The organism is Arthrobacter sp. NPDC055138 (assembly GCF_053607305.1).
Window position 1 is genome coordinate 183705 of record NZ_JBSGTH010000003.1, and the last position, 15472, is coordinate 199176.

At 66.3% G+C, this 15472-nt stretch carries 16 protein-coding genes; 13 read left to right on the plus strand and 3 right to left on the minus strand.

Annotated features, from left to right (window positions below; genetic code table 11):
* Position 1 precedes the first annotated feature (1 nt).
* The 10 genes from ACWF5H_RS09040 to ACWF5H_RS09085 all read left to right on the plus strand — a co-directional run bounded on the left by ACWF5H_RS09040 (position 2) and on the right by ACWF5H_RS09085 (position 9118).
* Entirely contained in the window at positions 2 to 1093 is a 1092-nt protein-coding gene (locus ACWF5H_RS09040) for an ABC transporter permease (protein ID WP_452036305.1), read from the plus strand.
* The gene (locus tag ACWF5H_RS09045) at positions 1090 to 1956 is read left to right on the plus strand and encodes an ABC transporter permease (RefSeq protein ID WP_452036306.1); all 867 of its coding nucleotides are present in this window, start codon (positions 1090 to 1092) and stop codon (positions 1954 to 1956) included. Before ACWF5H_RS09040 ends, ACWF5H_RS09045 begins: the two co-directional genes overlap by 4 nt.
* A complete protein-coding gene (locus tag ACWF5H_RS09050) occupies positions 1953 to 3710 on the plus strand; it encodes a dipeptide ABC transporter ATP-binding protein (RefSeq protein ID WP_452036307.1) in 1758 nt (585 codons plus the stop codon). The genes ACWF5H_RS09045 and ACWF5H_RS09050 overlap by 4 nt, the downstream gene beginning before the upstream one ends.
* The gene (locus ACWF5H_RS09055; RefSeq protein WP_452036308.1) at positions 3707 to 4957 is read left to right on the plus strand and encodes an acyl-CoA dehydrogenase family protein; all 1251 of its coding nucleotides are present in this window, start codon (positions 3707 to 3709) and stop codon (positions 4955 to 4957) included. Before ACWF5H_RS09050 ends, ACWF5H_RS09055 begins: the two co-directional genes overlap by 4 nt.
* A gap of 109 nt (positions 4958 to 5066) precedes the next feature.
* Positions 5067 to 5543 carry a fluoride efflux transporter FluC gene (locus ACWF5H_RS09060; RefSeq protein WP_452036309.1) on the plus strand — a complete coding sequence of 159 codons (477 nt, stop codon included), beginning with the start codon at positions 5067 to 5069 and terminating at the stop codon, positions 5541 to 5543.
* The gene (gene crcB / locus ACWF5H_RS09065; RefSeq protein ID WP_452036310.1) at positions 5540 to 5905 is read left to right on the plus strand and encodes a fluoride efflux transporter CrcB; all 366 of its coding nucleotides are present in this window, start codon (positions 5540 to 5542) and stop codon (positions 5903 to 5905) included. The genes ACWF5H_RS09060 and crcB overlap by 4 nt, the downstream gene beginning before the upstream one ends.
* Positions 5906 to 6109: 204 nt before the next feature.
* Complete coding sequence (locus ACWF5H_RS09070; RefSeq protein WP_452036311.1) at positions 6110 to 6745, plus strand: AmiS/UreI family transporter; 636 nt, start codon at positions 6110 to 6112, stop codon at positions 6743 to 6745.
* Positions 6746 to 6776: 31 nt separating this feature from the next.
* A complete protein-coding gene (locus ACWF5H_RS09075; protein ID WP_452036312.1) occupies positions 6777 to 7061 on the plus strand; it encodes an FmdB family zinc ribbon protein in 285 nt (94 codons plus the stop codon).
* A gap of 40 nt (positions 7062 to 7101) precedes the next feature.
* Complete coding sequence (gene fmdA / locus ACWF5H_RS09080; RefSeq protein WP_364646198.1) at positions 7102 to 8358, plus strand: formamidase; 1257 nt, start codon at positions 7102 to 7104, stop codon at positions 8356 to 8358.
* A 190-nt stretch (positions 8359 to 8548) separates the two neighbouring features.
* Positions 8549 to 9118 (plus strand): GNAT family N-acetyltransferase, encoded by a 570-nt coding sequence (locus tag ACWF5H_RS09085; RefSeq protein WP_452036314.1) that lies wholly within the window; start codon positions 8549 to 8551, stop codon positions 9116 to 9118.
* Between the two features lie 262 nt (positions 9119 to 9380).
* Here ACWF5H_RS09085 and ACWF5H_RS09090 read toward each other — a convergent pair whose 3' ends face one another.
* From ACWF5H_RS09090 to ACWF5H_RS09100, 3 genes are all read right to left on the minus strand, one after another.
* Entirely contained in the window at positions 9381 to 11813 is a 2433-nt protein-coding gene (locus tag ACWF5H_RS09090; protein ID WP_452036315.1) for a multicopper oxidase domain-containing protein, read from the minus strand.
* On the minus strand, positions 11810 to 12502 hold the full coding sequence (locus ACWF5H_RS09095; protein ID WP_452036316.1) for a hypothetical protein: 693 nt from the start codon (positions 12500 to 12502) through the stop codon (positions 11810 to 11812). Before ACWF5H_RS09095 ends, ACWF5H_RS09090 begins: the two co-directional genes overlap by 4 nt.
* A gap of 314 nt (positions 12503 to 12816) precedes the next feature.
* Entirely contained in the window at positions 12817 to 13584 is a 768-nt protein-coding gene (locus ACWF5H_RS09100; RefSeq protein ID WP_452036317.1) for a SurA N-terminal domain-containing protein, read from the minus strand.
* A gap of 150 nt (positions 13585 to 13734) precedes the next feature.
* Here ACWF5H_RS09100 and ACWF5H_RS09105 point away from each other — a divergent pair, with 150 nt between their 5' ends.
* From ACWF5H_RS09105 to ACWF5H_RS09115, 3 genes are all read left to right on the plus strand, one after another.
* Positions 13735 to 14172, plus strand: coding sequence for a glutaredoxin domain-containing protein (locus ACWF5H_RS09105; RefSeq protein ID WP_452036318.1), 438 nt, complete (start codon positions 13735 to 13737; stop codon positions 14170 to 14172).
* A gap of 171 nt (positions 14173 to 14343) precedes the next feature.
* Positions 14344 to 14880: a flavodoxin domain-containing protein gene (locus ACWF5H_RS09110; protein WP_452036319.1), complete on the plus strand. Its 537-nt coding sequence runs from the start codon at positions 14344 to 14346 to the stop codon at positions 14878 to 14880.
* Between the two features lie 32 nt (positions 14881 to 14912).
* A complete protein-coding gene (locus ACWF5H_RS09115) occupies positions 14913 to 15443 on the plus strand; it encodes a flavodoxin family protein (protein WP_452036320.1) in 531 nt (176 codons plus the stop codon).
* Positions 15444 to 15472: the final 29 nt, after the last annotated feature.

The following is a 15472-nucleotide window of genomic DNA, read 5'->3' on the forward strand; positions in this document are numbered from 1 at the left end:
CATGAGCACTCTCAAGCACAACACCGGCCTGCTCCTGCAGGACCGAGCGCACGACGGCGGTGCCTCCGCCGCGGGCGTCGGCACCGGCGGCGCGGGCGACCCCGCCAGCCGCCAGCAACGCCGCCGGCCGCGGCCGAACAACCTGCTGACCTCGCCGGGACTGCGCCGGGCCGGCGGCCGGCTGCTGACCGCCGTCGGCGTGGTCTGGGCAGCAGCCACCTTCACGTTCCTGATCCAGGCGCTGCTGCCCGGCGACCGTGCCACGCTGCTGCTGAACCAGCTCGCCGGGCAGGTCCAACAGCGCACCGCGGCGGAACTGGCACCAATCAACGCGAAATACGGATTCGACGACCCGCTGATCGTGCAGTACTTCCGCTTCCTGGGCGATCTGGCCAGCGGAAACCGGGGCATCTCCTACCAGCTGCACAAGCCGGTCACCGAGGTGATCGGCGACCAGGTGGGCCCCACCATCGGCCTGACCTTCGCCTCGCTGCTGGTCGCCTGGCTCATCTCCGCCGTGGTGATCGTGGGCACCGCCCGGCGCAGCCGACTCATCTCCTCGGCGGCCTCCGGGCTGGAGGCGGTGGCGGCCGGGCTGCCGCAGTACTGGCTGGGCGTGATCCTGCTGGTGGTGTTCGCGCTGAATCTGGGCTGGTTCCCGGTGGTCGGCGGCACCGGACCGGACGGTTTGGTCCTGCCCGCCCTGACGCTGGGCATCCCGCTGGCCGGGTTCCTCGGCCAGGTCACCCGGACGGAATTCGAAAAGGGCATGGACCAACCGTTTGCCCTGTCCGCCCGGATGCGCGGCATGGGGGATACCGGCGTGCGGCTCCGCCACGTGCTGAGGCATTCGGTACTGCCCGGCGTCACGCTGTCCGGCTGGGCGCTGGGCTCGCTGTTCTCCGGGGCGGTGATCGCCGAGAGCATCTTCAGCCGCCCCGGGCTGGGCAAGGTGCTGGTCACCGCGGTCAACTCCCGCGACCTGCCGGTGGTCTGCGGCATTGTCATCCTGATTGCCGCCATCTATGTGCTGGCCAACCTGCTGGTGGACATCGCCTACACACTCATTGATCCGAGGTTGAAGAACGCATGAGCACCTCCACCCTGAACGCCTCCGCCAACGTCCCCGCCGTCGCGTGGCAACGGCTGCGCGAGGTTCCGCTGCTCCCGGCGGTGGCGGCCGCCGTCGTGATCTTCTTTGTGCTGGCCGCGCTGGCACCGCAGCTGCTCACCGGCCGCGATCCGTTCGTCATCGACCTGCCCAACGCGCTGCAGGCACCCAGCCTGGCCCATCCGTTCGGCACCGACCAGTCAGGCCGCGACCTGTACACCCGGGTGGTCTACGGAACCCGGGAGTCGCTGCTGATCGGGCTCGGCGCCACCGGGCTGTCTATGACCATCGCCGTGGTGCTGGGCGTGGTCTCCGGGCTCGGCGGGAAAGTGTTCGACGGGCTGATCAGCCGCGGCCTCGAGGTCCTGTTCGCGTTCCCGGTGCTGCTGCTGGCCATGCTGTTCGTGACCGTCTACGGGCCCAGCGTCACCACCCAGATTGTTGCTGTGGGGCTGGGCACCGCGCCCGGCTACGCACGGATGATCCGCGGCCAGGTCCTCGCCGTGAAGAACTCCGGGTACGTGGAGGCGGCGCACGCGCTCGGGCACAGCCGCTGGACGGTGCTGCGCCAGCACGTTTTCCCCAACGCCATGCGCCCCCTGGTCGCCGTGGTCACCCTGGGCATCGGCCAATCCATTGTCTGGGCGTCCGGGCTGGCCTTCCTGGGCCTGGGCGTTGCCCCGCCGTCGCCGGAATGGGGTGCGCTGCTGGATGCCGGCCGCATGTTCATCACCCGGGCCTGGTGGCTGGAAGTGATGCCCGGCCTGGCCATCGTCGCCATTGCCCTGGCTGCCACCGTCCTGGGACACCACCTGCAGAAGAAGCTTGAAGGAGCCCGATCATGACCGCCACGCTGGAACACACCGCAACCGCCGGCACCCTCCGGCAGGAACTGCTGAACGTCCGGAACCTGAACGTCTCCTTCCGCACCGGCCGCGGCCGGGACGCCGGGCTGAACCACGTGGTCAAGGGCGTGGACCTGCGGCTGGCCGCGGGCGAATGCCTGGCCATCGTGGGCGAATCCGGGTCCGGCAAGTCCGTCACCGCGCGCACCCTGGTGGGCCTGCCCGGTGCCAACGCATCGGTGCAGGCCGAGCGGCTGGAACTGGCCGGCCACCGGATCGGGACGCTGGGGGAGCGGCAGTGGCGCCAGCTGCGCGGCAAGGACATCGGTTTCGTGCTGCAGGACGCCCTGGTCTCGCTGGATCCGCTGCGCCCGGTGGGCAAGGAGATCGAAGAGGCGCTCCGGCTGCATGGCTGGGGCAATAAGCGATCGCGCACGGCGAGGGCCGTGGAGCTTCTGGCCAGCGTGGGCGTCCCGCAGCCGGAACTGCGCGCCGGGCAGCGCCCGGATGAGCTCTCCGGCGGGCTGCGCCAGCGGGCGTTGATCGCCTCCGCCATCGCGCTGGACCCCAAGATCCTGATCGCCGACGAGCCCACCACCGCCTTGGACGTGACCGTGCAGGCGCAGATCCTGGAGCTGCTGGGCCGGATGAAGCAACGCGGCACGGGGATTGTGCTGATCAGCCACGACCTCTCGGTGGTGGCCACGCTGGCCGACCATGTAGCCGTGATGCAGGGCGGCGCCATCGTGGAGCAGGGCCCGGCCCGACAGGTGCTGTACCACCCGCAGCACGACTACACCCGGGCGCTGCTGGACGCCATTCCGTCCGAGCACACCAAGGGGACCCCGCTGAGCAAGGACGGCCGTGCACGGATCACCGCCACCAGCCGGCGACCCCGGACCGTACGCCCCACGGACGCCCCGCCGGTGTTGCAAGCGGAGGGACTGGTCAAGCGCTACCAAGACCACGACGGCGTGCTGCGCACCGTCGTCGCCGGCGTCTCCTTTGAGCTCCGGGCGGGGGAGACGCTGGGGATCGTCGGCGAATCCGGCTCGGGCAAGAGCACCACGGCCAAGATCGCGCTGGCGATGCTGGAACCGGATGCCGGTCGGGTCCTGCTGGACGGTGCAGCGTGGACCGGAATCTCGACGGCGGCCCGTCGTTCCCGCCGCCGCTCGGTCACCGTCGTCTACCAAGACCCGTTGAGCTCGTTCGACCCGCGCTGGAACGCCGAACGGATTCTCCTGGACGCCATCGCGCGGCAGGACTATCCCGGCGAAGCCGAGCGGGCAGCGCGCGTCCGGGAGCTGGCCGGCCAGGTCGGCCTGCAGGTGGAACACCTGGCCAAGCACCCGCTCCAGCTCTCCGGCGGCCAGCGTCAGCGCCTCGCCATCGCCAGGGCGCTCGCGCCGGAACCGGAAGTCATCGTGCTGGATGAGGCGGTGTCCGCCCTGGATGTCTCCGTGCAGGCCCAGGTGCTGGACCTGCTCACCGGCCTGCAGCAGGAACTGGGCCTGAGCTACCTGTTCATTTCCCACGATCTGGGCGTGATCCACCACATGAGCGACCGGGTGCTGGTGATGAAGGACGGCAGGGCCGTGGAGCAAGGCAGCGCCGAGGAGGTCTTCAACCGACCCCGGCACCCCTACACCCGCGAGCTGCTGGCCTCGCTGCCCCAGCTTGGACTGGTACCGGGCAGCCGGAACACGCCCGCTGCCGCCGGGACACCGACCGTTGAAGGAGCCCACTCATGACCCACACCCTTTCCGCAGCCCGCGCCGTCACGGACCAGGAGCTGGATGCGATTTTCCAACCGGTGTTCAGTCGGATCCGCGAAGGCGCCCTTGAGCGGGAGCGGGACCGCAGGCTGCCGTTTGACCAGATCGGCTGGCTGCGTGAAGCAGGCTTCGGCCGGCTCCGCGTGCCGGTGCGGGCCGGCGGCTTCGGCGTCACCGTGGACCAGTTGGCCCGGCTGCTGATTGAGCTGGGCGCCGTGGACTCGAACATCCCGCAGGCGCTGCGCGGCCACATCGGGTTCACCGAGTTTGTGCTGGCACATCCGGAGACCGCCTACCGTGACCACTGGCTGGCCGAGCTCTCCGCGGGCGCCCTGGTGGGCAACGCGGAGAGCGAGCGCGCTGGGACCTTCGCCGCCCAGTCCACCCGGGTGGTGGAACAGGACGGAAAGCTGCTGCTCAACGGCACCAAGTACTACACCACCGGATCGATCTTTGCCGACTGGATCGTGGTGAGTGTGCTCGCGACGCACCTGGAAACGGGGGAACAGGGCTTCGCCACCGTCCAGGTCAGCGCCGGCGCCGCCGGCGTGAGCGTCCACGACGACTGGGATGGCTTCGGCCAGCGGCTGACCGGCTCCGGCACCGCGGAGTTCGTCGACGTGGAAGTGGACCCGCGCTTCCTGCATTTCCGCGGGAGTGAGGAAGCCGGCGGCGGCATCCAGCACGCGGTGTATCAGTTGGTGCACCTGGCCAACTTGGCCGGCATCGCTGCGGCGGCACTGGAGGAGATCACCGGCTTTGTCCGGTCGCGCACCCGCAATCTGTTCAATCCGGGCATCGCACCCACCAAGGACCAGGTGTCCCTGCAGGTCATCGGCGAGACGTTCGGCACCGTGGAAACGGTGAAGGCCGCGGTCCTCGCGGCGGCGCGCACGGTGCAGCAGGCGAGCGCGGCGCAGCAGGAGGGCACCGCCGTCGTCGGCGATTTTTCCCGTGCGGATGCACACGTCTTTGGGATCCAGCCCATCGTTATTGACCAGGTGCTGCGGCTGATCTCGCGGGTGTTCGAAGTCGGCGGCGCGTCCGCAACCTCCAGCTCGCGGCAGCTGGACCGGCTGTGGCGCAACGCCAGGACCATCTCCTCGCACAACCCCGCCATCTACCGGCAACAAGCGGTGGGCGATTACGTTATTAACGGCGTGGCCCCCGGCGAGGCGCTGCTGACGCTGTTGACCGCCGTCCCTGCCGCGCACAGCGGGTAGAGGCGTCGAGCCGGAACTCCGCCGTGTCGGTTATCCCTTGAACCCGGCCGGGAAACCCTAGACTGGCTGATGTGCTGTTGCGTAGCCAGTTGCCCAGCAGGGTAAACCCATGAGCCGCGGCGGCCGAGAACGCCCCGGCTCCAGACCGCTGCACCTGCAGCTGCCCGCCATCTTGATTGTCATGGGCGGTGGGGCTTTGGGCACCCTGTGCCGGTACTTGCTCAACACGGCCATCCCCACACCCGACGGGTGGCCGCTGCCGACCCTCATTATTAATCTCGGCGGGGCTTTCGCGCTCGGACTGTTACTGGAAGCACTCGCACGGCGCGGGCCGGATGTTGGCGCGCGGCAGACATTGCGGCTGCTCGCCGGCACTGGTTTTTTGGGAGCCTTCACTACGTACAGCACCCTTGCCTTGGACGCCAACCTTCTCCTGGCAGCCGACCGGATTGCCGACGCCGTGGCTTTCATGCTGCTGTCCGTGATCGGCGGGCTGGTAACCGGTGCGGCCGGGGTGTGGGTGGCCGCGGCTCGCCGTGCCGCAGGTCCTGGGAACGCCGGCGGCGCCGAAACGGACGTGGAATGACCATTTTTCTGGTGATGCTTGCCGGCGGGGCGGGCGCTGTTGCCCGCTTTGTGATCGGCGGGCTGATCAGTTCACGCTTCCGCGGCGAGCTGCCCCTGGGCACCATCCTGGTCAACATCAGCGGTTCGCTGCTCATGGGACTGCTCGCCGGAGCCGTCATTTTCCACGGCGCCCCGGCCGCCCTGCAGACCGTGTTGGGTACCGGGTTCCTGGGCGGCTACACCACCTTCAGCACGGCGAGCGTGGACACCGTCCGCCTCCTGCAGGCCCGCCGCCCAATCCTTGCCCTGATCAATGCGGCGGGCACGCTGATCCTTACCTTTGCGGCAGCCGCCGCCGGACTGGCCCTGGCGCTGCTTTAACCCGACGGATTCGGCCGTCCACGCAGGTTAAACGCCACGTCGTTGACACTCCAGAATTTGGCCCACTATGCTGGGCCGCACTATCCAACACGTGCTATTTAGGCGCCGATTGCGGTGCGTGGTGTTTAGCCTTCCAAACGGGGTTTTACACCATACTCGTCAGTGCTACACCTCAAGCATCACCTGTATCGCGATGGAGCGAACATGGGCAGTGTCGGTTTATTGTATGTTGGTGCCGTTTTGTTCATCAACGGCTTAATGCTGGTGGGGCTCATTCCGGGAAAATCAGCTGCCATCCTTAACTTTTTTGTCGGTACCATGCAGGTCATCTTCCCGACGCTCATTATTCTGCAGGCAAATAACGATCCTGCAGTGATTTTCGGTGCGGCCGGGCTGTACCTTTTCGGCTTTACGTACCTGTACGTCGGAATTCTTCAGGTCACTGGTTACCCCGGAGAAGGGCTGGGCTGGTTCTCCCTGTTCGTCGCCATTTGCGCCGTCATCATTGGAGTGATCCAGTTCACCTCCGTCAATGATCCGGTCTTCGGCTCCATCTGGCTCATTTGGGCGGTGCTCTGGTTCATGTTCTTCCTGGTGCTGGGGTTGCACAAGGAAACGCTTACCCTCGCAACCGGTTGGTTCACTATCCTCGTCAGCTTCCTGACCGGCACCATCCCGGCGTTCCTCCTGTTGCTGAACAGATATGAGACCGGCGGGGGCAGTGCCCTGATCATGGCAGTGGCAGGAGCAATCTGCCTGGCCGTGGCCTTTTTCCTGGCCAGCAGGGGCTTTCCGCATACGAGTACCAGCGAAGATACGGCCACGGCCACCACCGCTTAAGGGACAAGCTGTAGGAAGGAAACCGCCTCTGATGCCTACGTACGAATATCGGTGCCCCGAATGCGCGGTTTTCGACCTGATCTGCGGAATGGGGGAAGCGCCTGATTCGACGCCCTGTCCGTCCTGCGGCACAACGTCACGTCGGAAGATGAGCGCTCCGCACCTTTCCATTGCCGGCTCGGCAGAATTCCGGCTCATCGACAACTCCAAACGCAGTGCGCACGAACCGCCGGTTGTCACCGGACTGCCCGGTCAGGGAAAGAACCGCCCTGCCTACACCGCCAACCCGCTGCACCAAAAGCTGCCCAGGCCCTGAGGAAACCCGTTTTTGCCGAACATCCTAAGGAGAGAGAACAATGCCCGAGGTTATATTCCCCCTTGATTCGACAAAGAAATTCGAGGACCAGGAGAAAGTCGGTCACAACCGATGGCATCCCGAGATCCCGCCGGTGGCCACGGTCAGGCCCGGTGATTCTTTCCGCGTGCATTGCCGTGAATGGTTTGACGGCGCGATCGTCAATGACGACTCGGCGGAGGACATCCTCAACGCCCCGCTTCCGACAGTGCACAAACTCAGTGGCCCCTTCGCCGTCGAAGGGGCGAAGCCCGGCGACCTGCTGGTGGTGGACATCCTTGATGTTGGTCCAGTCCCACAGGAAGATTCGGGGCCATTGGCCGGGCAAGGCTGGGGCTACACCGGTATCTTCTCCCGGAACAACGGCGGCGGGTTCCTGACCGAACAGTTCCCGGATGCCTACAAGGCCATCTGGGACTTCACCGGCCAAGTGGCATCGTCTCGGCACATTCCCGAGGTTTCGTTCACCGGTCTGATCCATCCCGGACTGATGGGCACGGCTCCGTCCGCGGAACTGCTGGCCAAGTGGAACAAGCGCGAGGGCGACCTCATCGCGACGGATCCGAACCGGGTGCCGCCGCTGGCCTTGCCTCCCCTTCCCCAAGACGCTGTTCTCGGTGGCGTGCCGCAGTCTGATTTCGACCGCGTGGCCGGGGAAGCGGCCCGCACCGCGCCCCCTCGTGAAAACGGCGGAAACCAGGACATCAAGAACTTTTCGAAGGGCACCCGGGTCTTCTACCCGGTCTTCGTGGACGGTGCCAACCTGTCAATGGGCGACCTGCATTTCTCCCAGGGCGACGGCGAGATCACCTTCTGCGGTGCTATCGAAATGGGCGGCTTCCTGGACCTGCGTGTCGATCTGATCAAGGGTGGCATGGACACCTACGGGGTCAGCGAGAACGCCATCTTCATGCCGGGCATCGTGGATCCCCGGTTCAGCGAATGGCTCGCGTTCTCCGGCACCTCGGTGACCCTGGACGGTGAGCAGAAGTACCTGGATTCGCACCTGTCCTATCAGCGGGCGTGTCTGCACGCCATCGACTACCTCACCAAGTTCGGCTACAGCCGGGAGCAGGCCTACTTGCTGCTCGGCGCCGCGCCGATCGAGGGCCGGCTTTCCGGCGTCGTTGACATCCCGAACTCGTGCTCCACCGTGTACCTGCCCACCTCAATTTTCGACTTCGACGTCCGCCCCTCTACCGGAGGGCCGCACCAAGTCGAATCGAAGATGGCGGCGCCCACGGCAGCCAACAAGTAACACAGGCTCGGCTGGCTCGGCAGCTGCCGAGCCAGGAGCCCAGCATCGCTGCGAGTGGCCCCGAACGGAAGGATCGGGGCCACTGGCGGTGATTCCCGCAGGAGTCGCTCGCCGGATTCTTCAGGCTTAGCGACCCGGCCTGGTGACGCCACCGCTGGTCAACCCGGCGGCAGCTGGCAGAATCGAATCCATGGATGCACGCCTGCCACTCGCTTGGCCAGAGGTTCCGCCGGCGCACGGCGGGGTGCTGCTGCGCCAGTTCCGCAGCGAGGACGCACACCTGGCCATGGAGCTGGCCGAAGACCCGTACATTCCGCTGATCAGTTCCATTCCGTCGCCGTGCCCACAGGACGAGGCGGTGGAATGGATCTTGCGCCAGAACGGGCGGTTCACCTCCGGCGCGGGATACTCGTTTGCCGTGGCGGACGCGCAGACGGACCGGGCGCTGGGCCAGATTGGACTGTGGCTGACCTACCTGCCGGAGGGCCGGGCCACGGCTGGCTACCTGATGGCGCCAGCGCACCGCGGACGGGGCCGCGCGGCGGACGCGCTGGCTGCCCTGGCAGCCTTCGGCTGGTCCATCCCGGAGCTGCACCGGCTGGAGCTCTACATTGAGCCGTGGAACACGGCGTCCTTCCGCACCGCCGAAGCGGCCGGCTTCAGCTGCGAAGGCCTGCTGCGCAGCTACCAGGTCATCGGTGGCCAACGCCGGGACATGCTGCTCTACGCGGCGGTTCGGCAGCCGGCCCGCCTCCTTTGACAGCTGCCACCTCAAATCTCACGACAAGCAGCACGAAGACTCCGTTTTTCCTATACCGGCGCTTACGACACCAGCACGACCTCCAAACCTCAGCCCCGCATTTTCCCAAGTCAGAGGTTTACTGGGTCAGTGACGTCACCGCCAAGTTGGGACCGGCAGCGCGCAACGGACTCTCTGCAGATGCAAATACGCTGGGGCACCGGTAGTCAGGGGAGCGCCTTTTCAATAGCTCCGCGTTGACCCCGGAGCTGGCGACATGGCGCTAGCTTGCGGTGATAGTGATTTCCCGTTTGAAGAGCACCTTCGTTGTGATCCAGTGCGTGAGTTCGACGGTCAGCTTGTATTTGCCGGGCTTCGGCGGACGTAGCAGCATGTCGTACCGTTCCGCCGCCCCGAAGTTGATCAGGGATGTGATCAGTGGACTGTCCGTCTCGCCGATGGGCAGCGCTGGACCGGTTGGGGCAGAGGTATCGCGGAAGGCGCGACCGTCGTGTGAGATCAGTTCGGCCATGCGTACGGGCTTGCCGGCCATGTCGGTGAACCTCGCGTTGACCGGGTAGTAGTTGGCGTTGAGCAGGCGCAGCAGGGTGGGCTTGCGGCCATTGCCTGCCACGTTGGCCTTCATCGAGGACAGCAGCAGCGGTCCTTCCTTCCTGGGCCGCGCCGCGAGATTGCCGCCGACCAGATAGAAGTGCTTCGGCCGGAAGTCGTCCAGACCGACGTCTTCGCCGGAGAGCCCGGCGGCGTGATTCAACTCGTGCCACCGCGGGTCGAGCGAGTACGGGACCAGAATGGTCTCGGTTTCGATGTCGTATTCCGGTCCGTCCACGAACGCCCTCCGGGCGCCCTTGCTAATCGGATAGTTCGGGTGGACATAGGGGTCAATGATCAGCGGACCGAACATGCCCATCTGCACGTGCAGCGTGGTGTTGACGTGGCAGTGGTAGAAGTACGTGCCGGAGGCGCCGAAGTTCGGATTGCCCGGCCGCCCCTTTTCCGGCCGCCACTGGTAGGTGTAGTGCCCGGATACCTCGAAGGACGTATGCCCGACACCGTCGTTCCGGGGGTCGGGTTCCATGCCGTGCCAGTGGATGGTGTGGACCTTTTTGCTGGGCTTCACCGTCCCGTGGAAGACTTGCCCCTCGGTGATCCGGATCAGCGGCGCGGGGAAGATCCGGCCGGAGTTCCTGGTTTGGAACGTCCACATCTCGTGTTTGGCGCCGTCGTCGAACTCCATCTTGCGGTTGAAGAAATCGAACTCTTCGCTGCGGTCGGGCTTGAGCCGGAACTCCGTCTTCGGGCTGCCCTCGTGGATCTGGTCCGAACTGAAGTCCACCTGCGTCCGGTAGAGCTTGTGGTCCGGCGGCTTGATGGCGCTGCCGGGCTTCGCAGTCAGCGCTCGCTGCTTGTCCCCGTCCGGGCCGGGCGGCGGCGTCACCTTTCCCGGCGGCTCCGGCGCCTCCGCCGGACCCGCGATAGTCCAATGACCCACGAGCCCGCCGGGGTACATGCCGCCGCGGGCAATCTGCGACGGCTCCGCATGGCAGTGCATCGGGTAGTGCCAGTCGCCTGCGCGGGCGTCCCAGATCTGGTCTGTGGCTTCCGGCGGGCGGCGCAGCGGCAAGATCGAATCCTTGCGGTCGAGCGGGTGGACCTCCACCACGTCCTCCCACTGCTGCAGCACGATGTGGCCTTCATCGTCGATAAAGCCGCCACTGCGCGGGAAGAACGTCCCGTTGCGGCGCACCGTCCAGAGATGGTTCCCGTGGAAGTGCAGCTGGTGGTGGACCACCCCGGCGTTGACGAAGCGCATCAGCTGCCCGGTCCGGATGGTGTCCTCGGTGCCCTGCTGGCTGAAGTCCCGCACGTCGACGGACCTAGCCGAACCGGACATCAGCGAGTCTTCTTCGCGCTGCTCGTTCAGCGCCTTGTCGGTGGTCACCGCCAGCGACTGAAAGCCGGCGCGCCCGTTCAGCGTGAAGTAGCGCGGGAAGGCCGGTGTCTTGTCCGGGTCCACGGCCTGCCCGCGTGACGCCAGCCGCGCCCACTGCGGGTCCACATTGTGCAGGATCCACAGCCACTGCCGCTCGAACTCCGGCCCGTCCGGCTGCAGCCGCCAGGCATGGTCCGGGTCGGTGACCAGCAGCGCGCCATAGAGCCCGAGGATGCGCTGGACCGGGTCCGCCGTCGGATTGTCCTCGTCGCCGCCCGGATCGCAGAAGACGTACGTGCCCGGCGCCGGCGCCTCGAACTCAAGGTCCTTGTACTGCCCCGGAGCAATGCGGCCCGTGCCGACATGCCGACCTGCGCCTTCAGCATCGACGAACTGCAGCGCGTGCGGTTCGGCCAGATGATTGGTCACGCGGAGTCGGATGGTGCTGCCGGCCTCCGCGATCAGCCCGCGCTCGGGGTAGATGCTGGCCCAGAACTCCTTGTGAACCAGGTACTCGCCGGGATTGAACGGGTCCTTGTAGGCCGGCTCCGGCCGGCCAAGCGGCGGTTTCTCGGCATCCAGCGGGTAGTGCCGGCTCTTGACTACGTCGCCGCTCCGGGTGAAAACGTGCGGGATCAGCGCCAGCGCCGGCTTCGGATCCGTAGTGGCGGTCCGCCGCTCGCCATAGCCGCGATGGTAGACCAGCGAGCCATCGACCATCGGCAGGTAGCCGTCATTGATGTGGATTTCCAGAACCTTCATGATTGCTCCATCACGATGACGAGTTCGGGCACGCGTAGATCCACCACGGTGTCCTGCAGTGGGTCAGCGAATTCCACGACGAAGCGGCCGGCCGTCTCAGGCGCTAGGAAACTGACCCACAGCCGCTCCGGCACGCCCGGTGCCAGCGGCCCTGCGTCCCGGGCCGCGTCCTGCAGACTGATGCTGGCGGAGCTGATCGTCGGACGCAAGCGCAACTGGCCCGGCGAGAACGGCACGGCCTCGGCCGCAGTGTTGTGGACTTCAAGCTCGAGCAGAACCACATCGCCCCACGTGTGGTTTTCAGGCTGCGGCCAGCGCAGGCCCGGCACCGCGCCGCCGTGGCCGCCATGCCCTGTGCCGGCCGCGCTCAACCCGGCACCGATTCCGGTGCCCGCGGCCGTGATCGTCCCGCCGCCGGACATCTTGGCCAGTGCCGTCTGGCCCACCAGCGGCGATGGCATTCCGTCCGCTGAGAGTCGCGCCAGCCGCGCCGCACGCAGCAGCCGGATGGAACCGAAAGCCGTCGTCGCCTCGGTCTGCGCATGCTGAACGGTCTTGGCCACCACAGCGAAGCCGACGCCGCCGATGAGGACAGTTGCCCCGCCCCCGAACAGCAACCCGAGCTGCCGCCGGGTCAGCACCAGCCCGTCCCCGCCACTGACAGGACCGCTTGCTTGGATTCTCGTCATGAATGAACCCGTCTTTTTCACCTTTGCTGACTTCATCATGGTGAAATGCAGAACTTGAAAAAAACTTGTTCACCGCCCGTTAGTCCCGCCGCCCCGCGACTGGCCGTACGCAGCATTTTCCGGCGAGCAGCATCGCCCTTCAATTCATCCGAAATGGGGTTGAATCGATCCATCCACGCAGCGTGGAACACTCGGAGGCCGCAGATTGAGCAGACATGCCTCAGTCCAGACAGCGCGGGTGCAGCGCCCAGATAACGACGCCGGTGCCCACCTAAGGCGGGCACCGGCGTCGAACGCTGCTGGCTAGGGAAGAATCAGAGGTGGATCTTGACGTCCGCCTTTTCCCGCAGCCCGGTGACCAGTGCCTGGGTGGCCTCGGTCTCCTTCTGCGCCTTCACCTGCTCTTCCAGGTTCGGGCGCATTTCCTCCATGGAGGGAACCTCGGCCTTCTGGCCGGACTGTTCGCCCATCGCCTCCTGCTGCTGCTTGGCCTGATCGTAGGCGGCCTTCAGCTCTTTTTCGGAGGGCTTGGTGTTGCCGGTCTCCTCCGCGATGAGTTTGTTCACCTTGACCTGCGTCTGCATTTCGGCATTGACCTCGTTCTCGTCCATGCCCTGCTTCTTGATCGCGGCCATGAGCTCGTCGACGGTCTTGAACTCGTTGGATTTGGCCATCTTCTCCAGTTCGGCGTCCACATCCTTCTGCGGTGCCTTGATGCCGCGGTGGTCGGCCTCCTGGATCAGCAGCTGCGTGCCGACCAGGGCCTCGGCGGTCTGCTTCTTCAGCGCGTCCTGGTCCACCTCTTGGCCCGTCATCTGGGACTGCATGGCCATCTGCTGGAACTGACCTTCGTAGGCGGTGGTGAATTTGTCCTTGGTGATTTTGGTGCCGTTGACTTCCGCCACTACATCCGGGATGTCCTTGAGGTCCGGCTCAGGCATCTGCGCCTGTCCCTCGGCGCCGGCGCTGGCTTCGGCCGACGCGGCCGGGCTGGCGCCGCCGTCCGCGGGCGCTCCGCCGCAGGCGGTGAGGACGGCGATGGAGCCGGCAACAGCCAGGCTCAACAACCATTTCTTCGTCACACTGATCTCCCATCTCGGTGGCCAGTGTGCGACGTTAGTCGGCCCAGATGGGCGTCGGCATGGCAAAAGCTGGGAGAAACCTTGGCGCCCGCGCGGAATGTCGTCCGGCGCGGCGAAAAGAACGGTCTCACAGCCGGGTAGTCTGTGGCCATGAAACGCTTTGAGCGCTGGTTTGGGGCAGTTGTATTCGCCGCTGCGGCGGTGGCACTGCTGGTCTCGTCCGGACGGGACGGCGACTGGCTGGCGGGCATCGTTTTTGCCATAGTGCTGCTGGCCGCCGCGTGGGCGGTCAGCCCGTTCTTCGGCGGCCGGCAGGAGCCGTGGGCGTCGATTAAAGCCAAGATCGACGACGGCGGTGTGGTCATCTTCTGGCGGCCCGGCTGCGTCTACTGCCTGCGGTTGAAGGCATCCTTGGGCCGCAGCGGCCGCGGCGCCCACTGGGTGAACATCTGGCGGGACCCGGAGGGCGCTGCTTTCGTGCGCGAACACAACCAAGGGAACGAAACCGTCCCCACCGTGCTGGTGGGCGGCGAGGTACTGACCAATCCGGAACCCCGGATTGTCAGCCGAGCGCTGGCCGGAAGGTAAGCACCGCCGTCGTCGTCAGCCAGCGGGCACAACATCCGGTGCGCCTGCAGCACACCCAGCCCTATTCACGTACCGGGCGGCTGAGTAGCATGGTGCCTGCAGCCGTACGGGACCGGTGGGGGCCAACCGTCCGACGGATTGGGGAAGCACGCCAAGGGGGGTGGTGCCGCAGTGCAGGTCTTGATCGGTCATGCCAGCGCCCACGGTTCGACCGTGGACATCGCGCAGCGAATCGCGAGAGTGCTGGCACAAGAAGGCCTGGAAGCGGACGTTCTTCCCGTCAGCCAGCTGGGCGGCCTCGAAGGTTACGATGCCGTGGTGCTGGGCAGTGCGATTCACCACCAAGCGTGGCTGCCGGAGGCCATGGCCTTCGTCCAACGGCATGCGAGCGAACTGGCGGCCCGTCCCGTGTGGCTCTTCAGTGTGGGGATGTCCGCCAGTTTGCCGCGTCCGGTCCGCGCGTCGGCACGCAAGGCGCAGGACCGGCGCCTGGCCGGGGCGCTGCGGGATCTGGTGCGTCCGCGTGGGCACGGCTTATTCTCCGGGGTGGCGCGGGAGGAAGATTTTCCGCGCTGGACCGGCGTCCTGTTCCGCATGCTGGGCGCACGCTTCGGGGACTTTCGGGACTGGGACCAGATCGAGGATTGGGCACGGGGGATCGCCCACGACCTCCGTTCGGCCCGGCCACAGACGTCCGCTGGGGCGTAAACGACTCAGGGACGCGGCAGAAGGAGCACAGCATGGCTGTAGTCGTGGTTTATGAATCCATGTACGGCAATACCCACCAGATTGCGGGAGCCATCGGCCGCGGGCTGACCGAGGCGCATTGCCCGGCAGAAGTATTCTCTGTGGAAGCTGCACGTGACCGGGGGATCCGTCCCGGCGACGTCCTGGTGGTGGGTGCACCCACCCACGTGCACGGACTTAGCCGGGAATCCACCCGCAAGGCTGCGGTGAAGGAAGCCCCGAAGGATGAGTTGGAGTTGGACCCCGCGGCCCACGGGCCGGCGGTGCGGGACTGGCTGGCGTCGCTGGACAAGACCACCGGCAAGGCCGCGGCATTCGACACCAGGGTCAACGCTCCGGCGCTGTTCACCGGCCGGGCCAGCCACACGATTGCCAAGGCCCTGCGCCGGCACGGTTTTGAGCTATTGGCCGAGCCGGAGAGCTTTCTGGTTACCTCTACCAACCAATTGATGCCGGAGGAGGAGGCCCGGGCGCGTCAGTGGGGAGCCGATCTGGCCGCCAAGATTCTACCCATCCAGCCCTAGGCGGCCGCGCCGACAACGGTATTGGCGCG

Coding starts and splice junctions, on each gene's coding strand:
- ACWF5H_RS09045 (WP_452036306.1), top strand. CDS start 1,090: ATGAGCACCTCCACCCTGAACGCCTCCGCCAACGTCCCCGCCGTCGCG.
- ACWF5H_RS09095 (WP_452036316.1), bottom strand. CDS start 12,502: ATGACGAGAATCCAAGCAAGCGGTCCTGTCAGTGGCGGGGACGGGCTG.
- ACWF5H_RS09115 (WP_452036320.1), top strand. CDS start 14,913: ATGGCTGTAGTCGTGGTTTATGAATCCATGTACGGCAATACCCACCAG.
- ACWF5H_RS09075 (WP_452036312.1), top strand. CDS start 6,777: ATGCCTACGTACGAATATCGGTGCCCCGAATGCGCGGTTTTCGACCTG.
- fmdA (WP_364646198.1), top strand. CDS start 7,102: ATGCCCGAGGTTATATTCCCCCTTGATTCGACAAAGAAATTCGAGGAC.
- ACWF5H_RS09055 (WP_452036308.1), top strand. CDS start 3,707: ATGACCCACACCCTTTCCGCAGCCCGCGCCGTCACGGACCAGGAGCTG.
- ACWF5H_RS09060 (WP_452036309.1), top strand. CDS start 5,067: ATGAGCCGCGGCGGCCGAGAACGCCCCGGCTCCAGACCGCTGCACCTG.
- ACWF5H_RS09050 (WP_452036307.1), top strand. CDS start 1,953: ATGACCGCCACGCTGGAACACACCGCAACCGCCGGCACCCTCCGGCAG.
- ACWF5H_RS09105 (WP_452036318.1), top strand. CDS start 13,735: ATGAAACGCTTTGAGCGCTGGTTTGGGGCAGTTGTATTCGCCGCTGCG.
- crcB (WP_452036310.1), top strand. CDS start 5,540: ATGACCATTTTTCTGGTGATGCTTGCCGGCGGGGCGGGCGCTGTTGCC.
- ACWF5H_RS09085 (WP_452036314.1), top strand. CDS start 8,549: ATGGATGCACGCCTGCCACTCGCTTGGCCAGAGGTTCCGCCGGCGCAC.
- ACWF5H_RS09070 (WP_452036311.1), top strand. CDS start 6,110: ATGGGCAGTGTCGGTTTATTGTATGTTGGTGCCGTTTTGTTCATCAAC.
- ACWF5H_RS09090 (WP_452036315.1), bottom strand. CDS start 11,813: ATGAAGGTTCTGGAAATCCACATCAATGACGGCTACCTGCCGATGGTC.
- ACWF5H_RS09040 (WP_452036305.1), top strand. CDS start 2: ATGAGCACTCTCAAGCACAACACCGGCCTGCTCCTGCAGGACCGAGCG.